14 protein-coding genes are annotated in these 15,574 nt (G+C 63.6%); 7 read left to right on the top strand and 7 right to left on the bottom strand.

Annotation, left to right across the window (positions count from 1 at the left end; all coding sequences use genetic code 11):
• Positions 1-285: 285 nt before the first annotated feature.
• From MME74_RS15450 to MME74_RS15430, 5 genes are all read right to left on the bottom strand, one after another.
• The gene (locus MME74_RS15450) at positions 286-876 is read right to left on the bottom strand and encodes a GntR family transcriptional regulator (RefSeq protein ID WP_267415947.1); all 591 of its coding nucleotides are present in this window, start codon (positions 874-876) and stop codon (positions 286-288) included.
• A gap of 683 nt (positions 877-1,559) precedes the next feature.
• Complete coding sequence (locus tag MME74_RS15445) at positions 1,560-1,952, bottom strand: hypothetical protein (protein WP_267415946.1); 393 nt, start codon at positions 1,950-1,952, stop codon at positions 1,560-1,562.
• Between the two features lie 578 nt (positions 1,953-2,530).
• Positions 2,531-3,445 carry a hypothetical protein gene (locus MME74_RS15440; protein ID WP_267415945.1) on the bottom strand — a complete coding sequence of 305 codons (915 nt, stop codon included), beginning with the start codon at positions 3,443-3,445 and terminating at the stop codon, positions 2,531-2,533.
• Positions 3,446-4,026: 581 nt separating this feature from the next.
• Positions 4,027-4,956 carry a class A beta-lactamase gene (gene bla / locus MME74_RS15435; RefSeq protein WP_267415944.1) on the bottom strand — a complete coding sequence of 310 codons (930 nt, stop codon included), beginning with the start codon at positions 4,954-4,956 and terminating at the stop codon, positions 4,027-4,029.
• 304 nt (positions 4,957-5,260) lie between these two features.
• Complete coding sequence (locus MME74_RS15430; protein WP_267415943.1) at positions 5,261-6,457, bottom strand: hypothetical protein; 1,197 nt, start codon at positions 6,455-6,457, stop codon at positions 5,261-5,263.
• Positions 6,458-6,807: 350 nt separating this feature from the next.
• Here MME74_RS15430 and MME74_RS15425 point away from each other — a divergent pair, with 350 nt between their 5' ends.
• Complete coding sequence (locus tag MME74_RS15425; RefSeq protein WP_267415942.1) at positions 6,808-7,083, top strand: hypothetical protein; 276 nt, start codon at positions 6,808-6,810, stop codon at positions 7,081-7,083.
• Positions 7,084-7,385: 302 nt separating this feature from the next.
• Here the strand turns inward: MME74_RS15425 and MME74_RS15420 are convergent, their stop codons facing one another.
• Positions 7,386-9,293 (bottom strand): hypothetical protein, encoded by a 1,908-nt coding sequence (locus MME74_RS15420; protein ID WP_267415941.1) that lies wholly within the window; start codon positions 9,291-9,293, stop codon positions 7,386-7,388.
• 269 nt (positions 9,294-9,562) lie between these two features.
• Here MME74_RS15420 and MME74_RS18385 point away from each other — a divergent pair, with 269 nt between their 5' ends.
• Positions 9,563-9,781, top strand: a complete 219-nt coding sequence (locus MME74_RS18385) for an IS3 family transposase (protein ID WP_416383350.1) — start codon at positions 9,563-9,565, stop codon at positions 9,779-9,781.
• Between the two features lie 298 nt (positions 9,782-10,079).
• Here the strand turns inward: MME74_RS18385 and MME74_RS15415 are convergent, their stop codons facing one another.
• Positions 10,080-11,018, bottom strand: coding sequence for an Ig-like domain-containing protein (locus MME74_RS15415; RefSeq protein ID WP_267418594.1), 939 nt, complete (start codon positions 11,016-11,018; stop codon positions 10,080-10,082).
• A 236-nt stretch (positions 11,019-11,254) separates the two neighbouring features.
• Between MME74_RS15415 and MME74_RS15410 the strand changes: the two genes are divergently transcribed.
• From MME74_RS15410 to MME74_RS15395, 5 genes are all read left to right on the top strand, one after another.
• Complete coding sequence (locus MME74_RS15410; RefSeq protein ID WP_324170140.1) at positions 11,255-12,025, top strand: family 1 glycosylhydrolase; 771 nt, start codon at positions 11,255-11,257, stop codon at positions 12,023-12,025.
• Between the two features lie 12 nt (positions 12,026-12,037).
• Entirely contained in the window at positions 12,038-12,439 is a 402-nt protein-coding gene (locus MME74_RS18355; protein ID WP_324170139.1) for a family 1 glycosylhydrolase, read from the top strand.
• 76 nt (positions 12,440-12,515) lie between these two features.
• A complete protein-coding gene (locus MME74_RS15405; RefSeq protein WP_267415940.1) occupies positions 12,516-13,442 on the top strand; it encodes an alpha/beta hydrolase in 927 nt (308 codons plus the stop codon).
• 348 nt (positions 13,443-13,790) lie between these two features.
• A complete protein-coding gene (locus MME74_RS15400) occupies positions 13,791-14,915 on the top strand; it encodes a hypothetical protein (protein ID WP_267415939.1) in 1,125 nt (374 codons plus the stop codon).
• A 36-nt stretch (positions 14,916-14,951) separates the two neighbouring features.
• Complete coding sequence (locus tag MME74_RS15395; RefSeq protein WP_267415938.1) at positions 14,952-15,563, top strand: uracil-DNA glycosylase; 612 nt, start codon at positions 14,952-14,954, stop codon at positions 15,561-15,563.
• Positions 15,564-15,574: the final 11 nt, after the last annotated feature.

Here is a 15,574-nt window from a genome sequence, read left to right as displayed (position 1 = left end):
CAACGGGCGCTATCAGCGATTCAACTACCGATCATGTAGACGCCGCCACGATCCAGAGTTGGATGATGGGGTCGAATCCCGCGCTGGGGGTTCGAGGCACCGGCCCGGTTCATCCGTGACCAGCACCCCGTCGACGCCGCGCGCGATGTGATGGCAGCTGCGAACTCGTTCGCATTCGTTGGATGAGCTCGCAGCTTCCCGTGCGGGATCTGGGCCGGCCGTCGCTGGGCCCACCTCGCCGAACAAGCCTGAAGCAACCGACAGCTGCGGCTTTCCTGATGGAGGTCAGAGGCGGAAGATCGTTTCGATGGCGAGTTCCGCGGCGGTCGCGTCGCCGGCAGTGACAGCGTCACGAAGCCGCGGGTATCCGCTGTCGAGTGTGTCCCACGCGGTCGAGGTAGGCGTTCGGGTCGCAACCAGCTGATAGTTGAGCGCCTCGATTGTGTCGCGCGTCGCGTTGATCAGATAGGAATTCGAGCATGCGGCGATGAATAGATCCACCATGGCCCATGCTGCGTGCCCGTGCCCGGCTGTGTCCCGCTGCTCGACCGTGGCGGTCACGGTGTCCAATGCGGCGAGGATCTCCGCGCGCTGGCTTTCGCTGAGAGTGCCGGTCGTGACTCGGACGACACCGCCCACGAGCGCACCCAATGTTTGCAGAATCAGAGTGCGATCCTCGGGCTTGGGGGTCGCGACGCGGGTATAGCGCTGCGGCGACATCTCCACCAGGCCTACGCGCGCCAAGTCATTCAGGGCCTCCCGGATCGGGGTCCGAGAGATCCCCAACCAGGCCTGCAGGTCCTGGTCGTTCAATTGCTCTCCTGGCACCAGCGTGCCCTCAAGAATCGCCGTACGAATCCGCTCCGCAGCCGTCATCCGCAATGACACACGCTCGACAGCCCCACTCACGTCAGAACCCGGAACAGGCATACATCTCCCTTGATATTTCTGAACAGCAGCCGCCAGTGTAGCGCGGCCCCATACACGTCTCAGTTGGGAGCCTGTACTCGCTCGGGCGCCAGCCGACAACTCGTCGAGACGCGGTGCAATGCGGAGGTTGGAGAAGGCATCGACACAGAGCGTGTGATCGCCGGTCCGCAGAGGACACACAGACATAGCATCTATGATGGTTAGATGAGTTTATGCCAGCTGACTAGAGTCGCCCTGTCTGCGGTGCAGCACGTCCTGGGCCGCTATCCCACTGTTGCGTACTCGGCATGAGTCGCTTGCGATGGCGTCGGCGGAGCTGGCTCGCTTCGCGCCTACGGCGCCTACTCGGCAGCGACAGAACCGTCGCCCTCTGCACGTGCACCTGGGCGCCGGTCGAGCATCACCCTGCACGCTGCATGCCCGAGTGGCAGATTGCCCGAGCGTAATTCCGGACTCCGCGGAGAGGGGTGAACCCAGGTCGCGGGCAATGGTCCACCTCCTGTACCCGTCGTAGCGGCGCGGTCACAAACGTCGAGCCGTGTTCCGCCCAACTCGGGGATCGGTGAACCCAGGTGGCAGCAGCGAGCCACTGTAGGGTGCGATCGGAGCGGCGCGACACTGCAGGGTGACTATGTGGCGGGGACTTCCGCAACGGAGATGGGGGCATCTTCCGGGTCGGCCCAAACGGGTGCGGGGAGGGGTGTGTCGACGGCGCCGCCTTGGATCGAGCGCAGCGCCACCTCGATCTCGTCAGTGTTCTCGGGAGTGGCGAGGCCACAGGCGCGCAGTTCGGATGCGAACTTGAGGGTGAGGCGGCTCTCGCCGGCTTCGACGGCCTGAGCGGTGGTGCCGGTGCGTTTCTCGTTTCCGGTCTGGATGTCCGAGACCTCCTCGCACACGTGATAGACGGTGCCGCCGTCGACCCAGACGACGGTGACAGTGACTCCCATCAGGCCAGCGACGACGACGGCTGCACCGGGGCCGGCGAGCAAGGCCCCCGCAAGGATCGCGGAACCCACCATGGACCCCGCCTTTGACCGTAGTTTCGTCAACATCTGCGACTCCTCTCTGCTCTGCGTCAGCTGCGCCCCCCACGCTACGCAGCAGAGGTATGCCCCATGTAAGGGACGGCACACGCGACGGCCAGCAACCGCAGCGTTAGTTCGCGAACCTCGGATGGGTAGATTCTCGACATCGTTCCAACTCCCAGATGAAATGTCGGAACGAGACCTAGGGCGGATCAGTGGCGGCGGTCACTCGGGTTTGCAAAGCCGTGCTCCACCGGAGTTAGTGCGTCAGTTATCGCCCCTGAGGGGACTAGTTGGTGATGGTGACCTCGTCAAGGAAGGTCCTAGTGTCAGGCGAGGTTGAGGTAGCGATGCGGATATATCGTTCGTTGGCGAGTCCTGGCGCGATAATTTGGGTCGCTCCTTGCGTGGTAGACGCGGGAGTGGTGGAGCCGAAATGGACCCAGTGAGCGTTGTCGTTAGACACTTCGATGGTGACTTGCGTTGGAACTGCGCTGCAACGCCGCAGTGGCGTCGCGGTTCCAGTTGCCGTCGGAATGGGGTGGGCCTTGGGCGTATGGCTTCCAGTCGCGTCAGCTTCGGGTGATCAGGGCGAGGAGCCCGCCAAGGTCGATGAGGGGGGTGGGTGGAGCAGAATCTACGACGATCAGGTCGAGTTGGAGGGGCGCGCTGTAGTTCCCGGAGTTGATAGTCAGTGTGACGGGGCCGTCGTGGTGAACGGTGACGGTGCACTCCCACCGCATGGTCTTGTCGGCAGCGCAAGAACCCACTGTTGCGGGGCCGCTGGTGATACTTATTCGCGCGCCTGGCAGGGCGGTGCCAGAGATGGATTCTCCGTCGGTGAAGACTTCACCGCCCTCATGTGACGTCATCGTGAGCTGCTCGCCGGCGCCATCACCGATCGTCATCTCCTTCCCGGACAGGAATTCCTCGGGCATGGTTTCGTCGAGTACCAGCCGACCGTCTCCCTGGGGGGAGAGCGCACCTCGAGTACCTCCTGGGAACGTCCCGATGAGTTGCAAACTGTAGGAATACCCACCTACCTGGGGGAAGGGCACCCAGACGGTTTCGAACGTGACCACAGCCGGGCTCTCGCAAGAGCCCAAGTGGACAGAGTTGTCCGTATCGTCCCCGATGAAACACCGGTCGCCGAAGGTTACGGGTCCTGGCGCGCTGGCGCTGGGGATGCGAGCCATGATGCCGAACCAGGGCTCGTCCTCGCCGGCAAGAGGTGGCGAGTTGTACCACTCGGCGCTGAGGTCTCCCTCGAATTCCCGGATGGCGTAGTCCATCGTAAAAACGCTGCCGCCGGTGACGCGAACCATGTAACCCATGGTCATTCTGGTTTCAAGGAACGCGTCATCGGTGTCTACGGCTGACGAGTTGTGCTCAAGCGTTGTTGCGGACGATTCCTGCGCGGACGCCAGAACCGTCGAGAGCGTGACGGTCACCAGGACCGCACCCCATGCGAGCATCTTCCTATACATGCAACCAGCATATCAAGAGACCATCTAATCATAAAGAATATGTTGGATGCTGGTCGGGTCGCGTTGTGGGCCGAGAAGGGCATCGTCGCTGACTCGCTGACCCCGCCGGTCATCCCTGGCGTCGCCCGTGGATGTAGTGAAGCGAGAGGGATCGGCAACATAAGTTGACACAATAACCATTATTGGCTAATGCTCATTAACTCGATTGGTGTGATGTGAAGCCGCGGGGCAAAGAGGTCAGGCATCGTCTACAGGGTGGCGCGGACGCGATGTCACTTAGCTGATCGCGGAGTAGGCAAGAGAAGCCGCCATGGGGTGGTTCAGGACGGTGGGGGCCACGCTTTGGGGTCCCCACCGTCCTGGTTGGTTGTGGCGCTACTTGAGACGTTAGCTGCTGGGGTTGCCTGCCAGGGTGAGGCATCGAGTCAGGCTGGAGACATCTGCAAAGTTGACAGGAAAGGAGACTTTCCGGTTGCTGGTGTTTGCGACGTATGCGCCCTTGAATTCGATGCCGGGGCTGGAGTGTCCTCCGGGGACAACTTGCGAGTGTTCTTGTCCTGCGTGGCCAGGATCGAAATCCCCTATTTCAGGGCGTCAAGAACCACTTTCGCGGTGTCTGCGACGGTGGCGTTCTCGTATTCTGCGTCCGGGGCGTTCTTCAGGGTGAGGATGGTGAGGATGATGGGTTCGCGGTCCGGCGGGGTGATGATGGCGATGTCATTGCGGATGCCATAGGCTCCGCCGGACTTGTCTGCGACGGTCCATCCTTCGGGTGCTCCTGCGCGGATGAGGGGGTCGCCGGAGGGGTTGCCGCTCATCCATTCCATCAGCATCGCTTTGTCGGACGCTGCGAGCACAGTTCCGGTCAGGAAGGCTCCAATGCCTGCAGCGAACGCGGCGGGTGTGGTGGTGTCATCGGTGCTGCCCGGTTCGATGATGTTGAGATCGGGTTCGTAGTTGACGATCTGTGAGGTGTTGTCGCCGGCCTGTCGGAGGATTTCCTGAAGACCTGCGGGCCCACCGATCCTTCTGAGGATGATGTTGGTGGCGGTGTTGTCGCTGGCCCGCACAGCGGCTTCTGCGAGCTGGGACAGGGTGAGCCCGTCGCTGATGTGCTCGCTAGTGATCGGAGAGTAACCGGCGGCGTCGATGTCTTCTTGCGTCCAGGTGACGACTGTGTCCCGTTCAGCTACAGGGACTGCAAGGAGGAACCCTCCAGCGACGAATGCCTTGAAGCTGGAAGCGAATCCGAATCTGTCATCCGCCCCGTACGAGACGGTCTGGCCAGTGCCGGTGTCGAACGCGCTGACACCGATGCGGGCGTCAGATTCGCTCTCCAGCTGTTCCAACTCTGCGGACAGGTCGATTGACGCGGGCGCCGAGGCGATCGTCGCGGTTTGGGTTGCGTCGGCTCCCCGCGCGTCGGCGCTCGGGGAGCATCCGGTGAGTAGTCCTGCGGCGACGACTGCTGCCAGAGAGATTCGGGCAGGAGTGTGGAGGAATGCGTTCACGAGTGCATCACTTTCGGCGCTGGTTGGGACACTGTCCTGTTGAGCTGAGTTCTCCGAAGAGGACAGTTGAGGCGTGGCCGGGAGTGGGTGTGTGGCGAGGCCGCCGGGTAGGGCCGGCGGCCTCGCTTTTCTCACGGGTGGGGTGGCCCGTGGGTGTTACCCGATGGCGAGGTTTGCTTCGGGTGTGGACCGGTGAACCGTGGGGTGTCGTCCCAGACGGTTTGGCGTTTGAGGATGCGGAAGAGGGCTCCCCAGGCGTAGGCGCTGGATCAAGCACGGTTTCTGGCGGCGAACACTCGTTGCGCTACGGCGCCGGTGTGAGGAGGTGGGTGAGTGCGCTGACGATCGCGGGGAAGTTGATGAGGGGGGAGTCTGGGTCGTCGCGGACTCCGATGATGGTGATGGTGTGGATCGAGGTTTGGCCGGAGGAGGTCGTTTGTTCGGCTGTGATGGTGGAGGGCCCGTCGGGTAGTTTTGCTGCGCAAAGCCACTTTCCGGAGTAGTCGGTTTCGTCTGTGCAGAGTTGGGCGCCGGTCGCGTCGCGCAGGATGACGGTTGCCTGGGTGTCACCGTCGCCGCCGAAGCTGAAGTACCCCTCCGCGTTGAGGGCGATGGTTTCTCCGTCGGTGGGGGTTGTGATTCGCACGGGGGTGTTGACGGCGTCGATATGGAAGGTGTGTCGGTCTGCGCTGGGGATGTTGTTTGCGTCCGTGTGCATGGCGCCGATGTGAACGACACCGTCGAGCAGAGGTGCCGTCGTGCACTCCCATGCACCGGTGGGGTCGACCGTGGTGGTGCACAGTGTCGCGCCGGACGGCTCACCGATCGGGGAGAGGAGGGAGACAGTGACGGTGACGCCAGGCTCTCCCTTCCCGGTGATGGTTGGTTCGTTCGTGCTCAGTCCGTCACCCTCACCCGGGGTGAGGATATTCAATGAGGTGGGGGAAACGCCCGTCGCGACGAGTCCCTGTGGTAGCAGCGAGAACGTCGAATTCGTCCGGTCTGGTATGTGGAAGGCCCATCCGGGTGCCCATATCAGCTGCGGGTACAGGTAGGGGCTGATGGTGTACTCGTCGGAGTCCACCATCATCATTTGAGAGGCGGACCCTGAGCATGGCGCCAAAGTCGCTTCGTACCGGTAGGACGGGATCTGCGGTGCACCCATCTGAAGGCACTGACTGTTGATGATGACGGGGCCGTATGTGTCCAAAGGGGGTAGCTGAACAGATGCCGCTGTGGGACTGCCGATCGCGGACGCCGCATCGGGGTGCGTCGTCTTGTTCAACGCTGCATCGTACGAGCTATACGACGACGGAAATCCCGGATGGTTTTGGCGCTGGAGGAAGGCCAAGGGTCCCTCGAGTTGCCCCAACCCCGACGGCGCTGCTGCGTTGGCGGGGGTAGATAAGCCGTCACTCGGCATCACTGACCCTGCACTACTCAGTGGTGATGCCACCACCAGCGCGGCGGCCAACGCAACTACCTTCAAGAGAATAGACATGCCAACAGCGTATATTAGACGGTTAGCATATTGGGGCGGTGTGCATGGACTGCCCTCGCAACTCGGGCCCGAACCCGGCGTCGAGCACGCAGAATGCAGGGCCGAGGGCACGCGCACCGTTCTGAACGGCTTCCATGGCGTCATAGCGGGGTTGCACTTGGCGGCTGTACGGGGCCTTGGCAGGTGTCCTCGGGGTTTCTACGCTTTCCAGAGCTTCCACAATCGGTGGGCAAGACGGAGTTGGTCTTGTTGTCCGGCGATCAGGGTCTCGAGTGCTTCGGACCCTGGTGTCCACCGGTAGTCAGCCACCATGTCGGGCAAGGGCGCCTCTCGCGGTTCCGCATGTGTCCATGAGTCGGTGGGAAAGCAGGCAGACGAATGCCCATGCGCAGGCAGGGTGGGAACTGATCCACCTGTTCCTCGACGCGTGCCCGAACCCGTGCCTCGTGCGAGCCACCCGGGAAATCATCGACACGCTCGCGTACCTGCTCACCGCCACCCGCGATGAGACGACCACCAGATGGCCCGCCCTCGAAGACGGCTACCCACGGCTGCAGGCGGCCGTGACCGACAACGACCCCGTCGCCGCAGAGCTCGCTATCGAAACCGTCTCCCGCCTCCAATAAAGGGCTCGACCCTCGGGGGTTCAAGATGCGGGAACGGGTGGCGGGCACGGCCGAATGCTGAAGGGAGCATGGCTACGACGAGCAGGAATCCGGCGAGTCTGGCTCGTGGCATGCCCCACCCACTCCCTCGGGAACTGGCCGCAGGAGTGGGTGGTGGCCATGTGTGTCAGCTCTCCAACGAAAGCCCCACATTGGCGACGCCGGGCACCCTCAGCCGGCGCCTGTGGTCTACGGCGGGCAGAGCAACATCCCAAACAAGAGGAGTGATGGGCATGCCGTGCGATGCTTCATTGCCGCCGGCGTCATTCGACTCGGACGCATCCCGCGGTTGTCACGAAACAGCCGGTGTCCTGTCGGCCCGTCGGGAAGGGGGGAGCCTCCGCGTTTCCAGGTACCCATGTCTGCGAAGCAGTCCATGTGTGGTCTTGTAGCGCCCAGGCTGGGACGAAGTAGCCAGCGGTTGCGGTTCGCGCGGAGACCCACCCGACGAGAGTGATGCTGTCATCGGGTTGGCGGATCCAGACGAGACCGCCGGAATCGCCGCTGCTCACGACGCCTTCGGCGTTCATCATGTCGCAGAGTTCGGATGATCGTTTGCAGTCTTTGGTCAGCGTGCCGCATCGGTAGCCACCCGCGGCCAGGGTGTCCGTTGAGGTGCCGGAGTGGCAGACTTCGGTCCCTGCGGTGAGATCAGCGGGAGTTGCGATGCGAGATATATCTGCCTTCGCAGTGTTGGAGATCCGGACGCGCGGCTCGATCGGTCGTGTTCCGGTCGCGACGAGTCCGATGTCTCTCATTCCTGATTCGCCGTTTGCCCGGGTGCTGTGGGAAGTGCGTCCCAGCATTCCGCGGCCGGTCCCGAACTCTATCTCCGGGTTCCCGAGGGTGTAGACGACGTGGCCGGCGGTCGGCAGGTAGTACCACCCCTCGTGGAGCCATACGCCGCCCCCAATGGTGCCGCGTTGCTCAACTTTGGCGCTGCCGGCAGGGTTGATGGCGTCGTTCCAGTCAATCTCGGGTGCGGGGGTGACGCCAAGTCCCTTCGCCGCTATCAGGAACCATCCGGCCTCACCGCTGTGCCAGTAGGAGCCGATCTTGTCCGTGCCCTGTGGGCACGTCGCGGGATAGGACCAGGAGTCAGTCGCGAAGGCCGCGACAGTCTGTTCCAGAAGTGTCTGTGCGTCGTCGTCGTTCCCCATGGTGATTCCAGATGCAGCAAGAGATGTCGCTGGCGCGCATGTGCCGATCTCGCGGGTCGCCCAGTGAGGCCACCGCGTACGAAGCGCATCCCACGCGGTGACCGATTCCGGTGACGTCGCGGAGGTAACTCCGAAGACAATGGGAAAGTAGTTCGGCATGCCGGACTGGTAGAACTCGCCATTCCCGGCGCTGCCCTTGGCGAGATCCCAACCATCGCCCGTGAAAAGATGCTCTCGCATCGCGTTGCGGGTTGTTCCCGCCCAGATGTCGTAGTAGTTGTACTCCTCGGTCGCACGGCCAAGCTCATACTCCAGTGCACCGAAGGCCTTCAGTCCCGCGAAAACTTCCGAGTTGTCCATTGTGTACTCCGAACTGAAACGCCCGAGCGCACGGGTGAGCCCGTCGGGCATGCGCACTCCATTCGGTGGGGCATAGGTCAGCAGGTTCGCGATCGCTTCGTACGTGAGGATGTTCTCCTCTACGAACGCCTGAAGCTCCGGGTCTCCTGTCCGATAAGCGGCCTCCGCCACCATGAGAGTCGTCGCCGCGTAGCTGTCGACCGAGTCATATGGAACCGGATGGTCAGCATTGCCTTGATGCGGTTGTTCCTGGCCATCCGCAACGGACCAATCGCTGATCGTGTATGAGAGTCCATCGACGTCTGACCCGACGTTGAGATGAGTGAGCGTCCATTCCATCCACTTGTGAGTTGCAGTCCGCCCGACAGTGGTCCCCGAAGCGAGCAGGCCAAGGGCGGCGGTGTTCGCGGCGTACGGCTCAATATGTCCATCGGTCTTCTGGATCGCCCCGCTAGGTAACTGCTTCGACAAGATGAACTCAACCTGCTGCGCGGCGGCAGCTGACAGACTGGTTGCCGTTGCTTCGGTAGGAACGCTGGTGCTCGTTGCGGAACCCCTACCTGCGGAGGGCAGAGCCTCAGCCGCGGCGGCTGGCAAGGTCGTCGCTAGAGCAGCGCTGGCTATAGCGATTGCAATAATTCGGAACTTCATAGGAATATGTTAGATGCTTAGGTGTGGACGGGTGGCGCGCTCCCGCCCGCCAAGCCGAAGCGCGCATCGACAGGTCGACCAATATCTATTGCCCTGTCCGGTCAACCCTTCGAGCTCCAGCCGCGGTTGACTCCTCGTCGGAACCCTGTCCGCTTCCACGCGCGCTGATCCTCAGGCTCCGACCCGGGATCGTCGAGCCGCAGCGGCATAGCGGCACTGCGCGTGGAAGAGCCGCCCTCCCATCGGAGTGAGCACGAGTCGACGAGGAACTGACGGTCGCGATCGTCCGCACTCGCAGGGACTCCCGAGTCAGCTACGGGGCGCGCCGCGTGCACGTGGAGCTGCGGCTCGGGTTGCGGATCCGATGCGGGAAGAAGGGCGTCGCGCAGCTGATTCGACTGGCCGGGATCGCGGGGGATAGCCATCGCCGCAGAGGCGGCAAGGCCCGCCCGCTACCGGCACCGCATGAGTATCTCGTGAAGTGGTAGTTCGTCGCGGGTGGCCCGGACGAGTCGGTGGCAGTGAAGCTCTGGACGCGAAGATGCGGGAACGGGCCACATCCGCTCCCGGCGAGTCTGACGCGTGCAAGCACCCACCGACGCTCCAGAAGAACTGGCTGAAGAATGCGGCGGGGGCCACGTCTGCTCGAAGGCAAAGCGCACGTGCCTGAGCGCGCGAGCGTGCGAGGACCTGTCCGGCCTCGGCGTTCGTCAACTGAGGTGTCGATCGGTTCCGGATACGCGGGATGCCCCGAGGCGCACGACCTCGGGGCATCCCACGGGATCGTCAGCGCGAGACGGTGATCTCGGTCTCGACAGAGTTGCCGTCCGCGTCGCTCGCCCACACGGAGATGGTGACCCCGGGGCGCAGCATGTAGATCAGGCTGCCGACAGGCACCGAGAACTTGCCGGTCTCGTCGATCGTGCCGAACTGAGTGGTTCCGAGGATCTCGACGGCCACCGAGGTCGATCCGGCCGGCGCGGTGCCCGTCACCACATACTGCCCCATGCGGAAGGGGTTCGCCTCGATGTCGCCGGACGGCTCGGGGGCGGGCGTTTCGGAGCCGGCGCCCACCGTGAAGGTGACCTGCTTGCCGAGTGGCTCGAGCGTGCTGGCGTTGACGTTCACGGCCGTCAGCTCCTGACCGGCGGTCAGCGTGTAGCGCCCGACGTCGATGGTGTAGTTGCCGTCTTTGGTGACGACGGCGCCGGGGCGGGCGCCGGGGATACCGTCGATGACGACCGACGTGCCGGGCGTTGCCGAACCGGAGATGCGCGTCGAGTCGGACGTGACCGTCCCGACGAGCAGATCACGTTCGGGTGCCGGGGCGTCGGGCTCTCCGAACTCGACGATGAAGACCGATGAGCCGATCATGCGGCCCGAGGCGTCGAGGGCAATCGTGTTCAGCCGCTGCATCGGATAGATGCGACTGGCGAACGGGGAGAGGTCGACGCGGAACGATCCGTCGGCCTCAACGGTACCGTCGAGGCCTCGGCCGGGGATGACACCGAGGACGCGTACGGTCCTCGCGTCGCCGGTGACCTTTCCGGTGATGTAGCGGTCCCCGGCATGGACCGTGTCGACCGAGATCGTCGAAAAGGCATTCTGCGCGGCGGTGGGGGCGTTCTCTGTGGGGAGTTGTGTCGTCGCGGCCTGGGCGGGCACGATTCCGGCGGCGAGGACGGCGGCGGTGAGGCTTGCGGCTGCAAGGCCCTTGGTGAGCATTCGCACGGTGGTTCCAATCTTGAGATGAGAGGTAAATATATCAGATGCTCAGTTGAAGACATGATTAGTGGCTTAGTGCGCTGCCTCGCGTCTTACCCGATAGGCAGCTCGAGGGGACTGAGCGGGGAGTCACGTTGACGCGGCATCCGGCGACGGCTTCGCGCCGGCGTTCACGGGGCATCATTGACTGATATCGCCAATTCGGTCGAGACGCTGGGAGGTCTCCCGTAAGTTTCCTGTGGGGCGCCGCGACGTCGGCGCACCAGACCGAGGGCAACAACACCAACTCCAACTGGTGGCGCCTCGAGACCTCGCCGAACTCGCCTTTCAAGGAGCGTAGCGGTCAGGCAGTGGACTCCTACCACCGCTATCGCGAGGACATGGAGCTGCTCGCCGGCGCGGGCCTCGACTCGTACAGATTCAGCCTCGAGTGGGCGCGGATCGAGCCGCGACCCGGAGAGTTCGACGCCCAGGAACTGGCGCACTATCGCGACATGATCTCCACAGCGTTCGAACTCGGGCTCACGCCCGTCGTCACGCTGCATCACTTCACCACTCCGCTGTGGTTCTCTCAGAGGGGTGGCTGGAACGCGCCGGACGCCGTGGACCTGTTCGCCAGGTTTGCCGGGAAGGCAGCGGAGATCCTGGGTGATGTTCCTTGGATCTGCACGATCAACGAGCCGAATATGATCGCGTTGCTCGCCGAGATGCCGGCGAAACTCGCGGCTGCGGAGAGCAGCGTAGCCGCCATGGATGATCGCCCGATCGCGGGTCTCGCGCTCAGCATGCCGTCCAGCACTGTGACTGCGACGCTCACGGAAGCTCACCGACGGGCCATCGAGGTGCTCCGCGCTCGCACGGACGCGAAGCTGGGATGGACGGTATCCGGGCAGGGCTTCGAAGCTCAGCCTGGCAGCGAGAAGGTCATGGCGGAGGTCAAGTGGGCCTGGGAGGACCGTTACCTCGAGGTGTCGCGTGAAGATGATTTCGTGGGCGTCCAGTCGTAAACGACCCGAGTCATCGGCCCGAACGGACTGCTTCCGTACTCTCCGGCTGAGCGGCAGACCATGACCGGCTGGCCCTTCCGACCGGATGCCGTCGGGCGTGCGCTTCGCAACGCCTGGCACGTCACGGGCGGTACGCCTCTGCTCGTGACGGAGAACGGTGTCGCCACTGCGGACGACACGCAGCGCATCGACTACATGTCCGGAGCCTTGGATGAGGTCCGCTCCGGGATCGCCGATGGCATCGATGTTCGCGGGTACCTGTATTGGAGCGCGCTGGACAACTACGAGTGGGGGGAGTGGGGCCCGACCTTCGGGCTCATCGCCGTCGACCGGGAGACATTCGTGCGTGCGCCGCGCCCCAGCCTCGCCTGGCTCGGGGACATGGCCAGATCGCACCGCATGGTCTCGCGCTGAGAGAACGAGAGAGCAGAAGAACATGGCCAGACCAGATGCATCCGACCTGCGCGCACGTGCCGTGCAGGAAGCCGTGATGGTGAAGCTGGGGCGCAATCGTCCCGCGAACTCCTTCACCCCGGCGAGAGAACGCGCTTCCCAAGTCGGCGACGACGGCGTGCTCTACATCAACGATGTCCCCTACGGAACGGAGTATCCGAACAGCTTCCTGGACGTCTGGTACCCGGACACGAATCTCGAGCAACCACGTCCAGTGCTGATCTACTTTCACGGTGGCGGGTTCCTTTTCGGAGACAAGGTCGCCGGTGACCCCCTGGCTGACGAGACGCAGGTCGGGGTGAAGTCCCTCATCAAGCCGTTCCTCGACGACGGCTTCTGCGTCGTCTGTCCCGAGTACGCGTTCGCTCCGGACCACCGCTATCCGACGCAGGTCAAGCAGGTCGATCATGTGATCTCCTTCCTGCAGAGCCACCGTGACGAGTTCGCGGTGGACACCGCCCGGATCGTGATCATGGGCGGCAGCGCGGGGGCGAACCTCACAGAGATCTACGGACTCGTCGTTTCCGACGAACGCTACGCGGAACGGCTCGGCATCGAGCCGTCAGTGCGAGCTGGACAGGTGCGCGGCCTCATCGTCGACGAAGCGGCGCTTGGGCTCGGCGACCTAGCTGACGAGAACATGAGGACGCTGTCCGAGACCTGGCTGGGGGACACCGACCTCGAAGGCAGCGAGCAGGCCGAGCAGACCGACGTTCCCGGCAACATCGCAGGGTCCTACCCTCCGGTGTTCATCAACGCCAGCAACGTCGAGCCCTTCTTCCGACAGTCAGCCGAGGCACTGCGCGACGTTCTCGATCGCGACGGCCTTCCCTACGAGTACTTCTATCGGGATCAGTCGGTGGATTCGCTCGAGCACGGGTACGTGAACCGTCATCGGACCAATGCGGTCGCCAAGGAGTGTCTTGAGCAGATGCGAGAGTTCGCCCGCAGAGTCATCCGCTGACCCGGAGTCGTGTGAGCCGAGTTCGAGGCGGCGGTGTGGGCGAGTAGCCCCACCGCCGCCTGGACGCTTCAGCTGGGCTGCTCGCCTGCAGCCGCTGCGGTCGCCGTCCAAGGAACGAACGGTCGGGTCCACGGTGCCGATAGTCGGGATAACTGGTCTTATCGGGGGTAGTGGGCCAGGCGTTGAAGTGAGATGGGGCTGAGTTGATATCTGCTGCTTGAGCGGTGCTCGAGCGGGATCGCGAGGGTGCGCGCGTCTGCAAAGTAGATCAGAGGGTCTGACGCCGGGATTAGGCTCACGACATGGGACAGGCTCAGCGTTCAGGTGGCCCGCGACCGGATGACGCGAATGAGTGAGAGCTGGCTGCCGCAGCATCAAGAACATGCGCTGTACACCGCTGCACACATCGATGTGCAGATTCTGCGGCTCGGTCAGGTCTTGCATCCGTACTTGGCTGCCGACCCCCTGAAACTGACTCAGCGGTTGACGCTGACCACCGAGGAGGTCGTGCTCGCTGCGATCGCACCGCTGCCACAGGCAGTGCCTCGGCTGTTCGCCGACGCTCTCAATCAGACCCGCAACCTCATGGAACACTGTCTGTTCGCGGAGGTCGAGTCGCAGCTGGGGCGCGACCTGGATCGCAAAGAGGCGGCCCTGATTGAGGTACCGGCGAAGCTCTCGGTGGAAGCGTTCGATGACTGGGCCTCCGACAAGCGACGCAGATCGTTGGGCGTCTTTGCCCGCGGGAGCGAGCTGTACGAACGCCTTCACCGGCTCCAGCCTTTCCACCGCCGAGACGTGGACTTGCACCCCCTGAGACGTCTCGCAGAGCACACGAACTTTGCGAAGCACCGAGAACCGAGCGTCACGCTGACCCGAGTCGGTCGGGTCGACCTCGAGGATGGATCACACACCGAATTGCGCGCCGGCGAGCAACAGATTGCTGAAGTTGGCAGCGTTCTTGCTTCCGTTCCCCGGGGTACGAAGATGGGCGTTTCGATGTGGCCGGAGGTGGTTGTCCGGAGACCTCACACCGGCACAGTGCACACCCTCATGCACGAACTGGGGCAGTTAGAGGAATGGGTCCGAGAGCAGGCCGTTCCAATCCTGGTGAGAGGACGAACAGATCTACCGAAGATCCCACCAAACCTCGACCTTTCGCGAGCGTACGCGTCGTTCTCGGATGCGTGGAACGCCGCCAGTCAGGACGCAGCCCACACGCGCCTCACCCGACGTATGGCTGGCGAAGGCGTCAGACGCGATCTCCTGGAGATGCTCGCCGATTTCTACGGCGACGACAAGCGACCAGCCTTCGCGGGCTGGCTCAGCACCCTCGACGAATCGGACGTGCTGGCTCTTTTCACGCCCGTCAGCGAAGCCGCGCTTCGGGGAGATCAAGCGACCATCGAGCATCACCTGCAGCTCTGGCGAGACCGAGCTGGCGTCGAGATTGACGCTGCCTCCGCCCGGTGAGCAGCGCACTGCTACGGTCAAGCCATGCCGAAGCAGATGGCCATCGAGGCGTTCCGCGAGCAGCAGTGGGCTGATCGCTATGCGCCGCACATCGCGCCCGTGAACGAATACGTCGACGAGTTGCGCGAGGCGGGTCGAGGCTGGGCGCCATACGTCGCACCGCTCCATGGCGGTATCGAGGCCCGGGTGCTGAGCATCCTTCGCGACCCGGGACCGGCGACGCAAGAAGAGGTCGGCAGTGGCTTCATCTGCGTCGAGAACAACGACGGCAGCGCTGAGCTGCAGGCGGTGTTGCTCGAGGAGGCCGGGATCTCACCCTTCGAGCTGCTCCCGTGGAACGCTTACCCCTGGTACATCAACCGAGCGCCGAAGGCGTCAGAGCTGGATGCCGGGGTCGAGACGATCCTGCACCTGCTGGAGCTCGCACCGAAGATGAAGGTCGTTCTGCTCCAGGGCGGTGACGCAGATCATGCGTGGCGACGACTCTTGCGCATCGCGCCGACCATCGAGCGGGAGCGTGGACTCACCGTCGTGCGCACGTTCCATCCGTCACCTCAGGCGCTGTTCGTGCGCGACGTAGAGGAGCGCGCAGCCCGCGTGAAGCGTCGACGCGAGGCGTTCCACGAGGTGGCGGCTCTGCTGGCCTGATCGTCGCGAGG

This window comes from Microbacterium oxydans (assembly GCF_026559675.1).
GTDB lineage: Bacteria > Actinomycetota > Actinomycetes > Actinomycetales > Microbacteriaceae > Microbacterium > Microbacterium oxydans_D.
This window is presented reverse-complemented; position numbering and strand designations above follow the sequence as displayed.

What these genes read in the sequence shown, in the direction of transcription:
- MME74_RS15425 (WP_267415942.1), top strand. Translation starts at nt 6,808, where the DNA reads ATGAGTCGGTGGGAAAGCAGGCAGACGAATGCCCATGCGCAGGCAGGG.
- MME74_RS15420 (WP_267415941.1), bottom strand. Translation starts at nt 9,293, where the DNA reads ATGAAGTTCCGAATTATTGCAATCGCTATAGCCAGCGCTGCTCTAGCG.
- MME74_RS15445 (WP_267415946.1), bottom strand. Translation starts at nt 1,952, where the DNA reads ATGGTGGGTTCCGCGATCCTTGCGGGGGCCTTGCTCGCCGGCCCCGGT.
- MME74_RS15395 (WP_267415938.1), top strand. Translation starts at nt 14,952, where the DNA reads ATGGCCATCGAGGCGTTCCGCGAGCAGCAGTGGGCTGATCGCTATGCG.
- MME74_RS15415 (WP_267418594.1), bottom strand. Translation starts at nt 11,018, where the DNA reads ATGCTCACCAAGGGCCTTGCAGCCGCAAGCCTCACCGCCGCCGTCCTC.
- MME74_RS15450 (WP_267415947.1), bottom strand. Translation starts at nt 876, where the DNA reads ATGACGGCTGCGGAGCGGATTCGTACGGCGATTCTTGAGGGCACGCTG.
- MME74_RS15400 (WP_267415939.1), top strand. Translation starts at nt 13,791, where the DNA reads ATGAGTGAGAGCTGGCTGCCGCAGCATCAAGAACATGCGCTGTACACC.
- MME74_RS15440 (WP_267415945.1), bottom strand. Translation starts at nt 3,445, where the DNA reads ATGTATAGGAAGATGCTCGCATGGGGTGCGGTCCTGGTGACCGTCACG.
- MME74_RS15405 (WP_267415940.1), top strand. Translation starts at nt 12,516, where the DNA reads ATGGTGAAGCTGGGGCGCAATCGTCCCGCGAACTCCTTCACCCCGGCG.
- MME74_RS15430 (WP_267415943.1), bottom strand. Translation starts at nt 6,457, where the DNA reads ATGTCTATTCTCTTGAAGGTAGTTGCGTTGGCCGCCGCGCTGGTGGTG.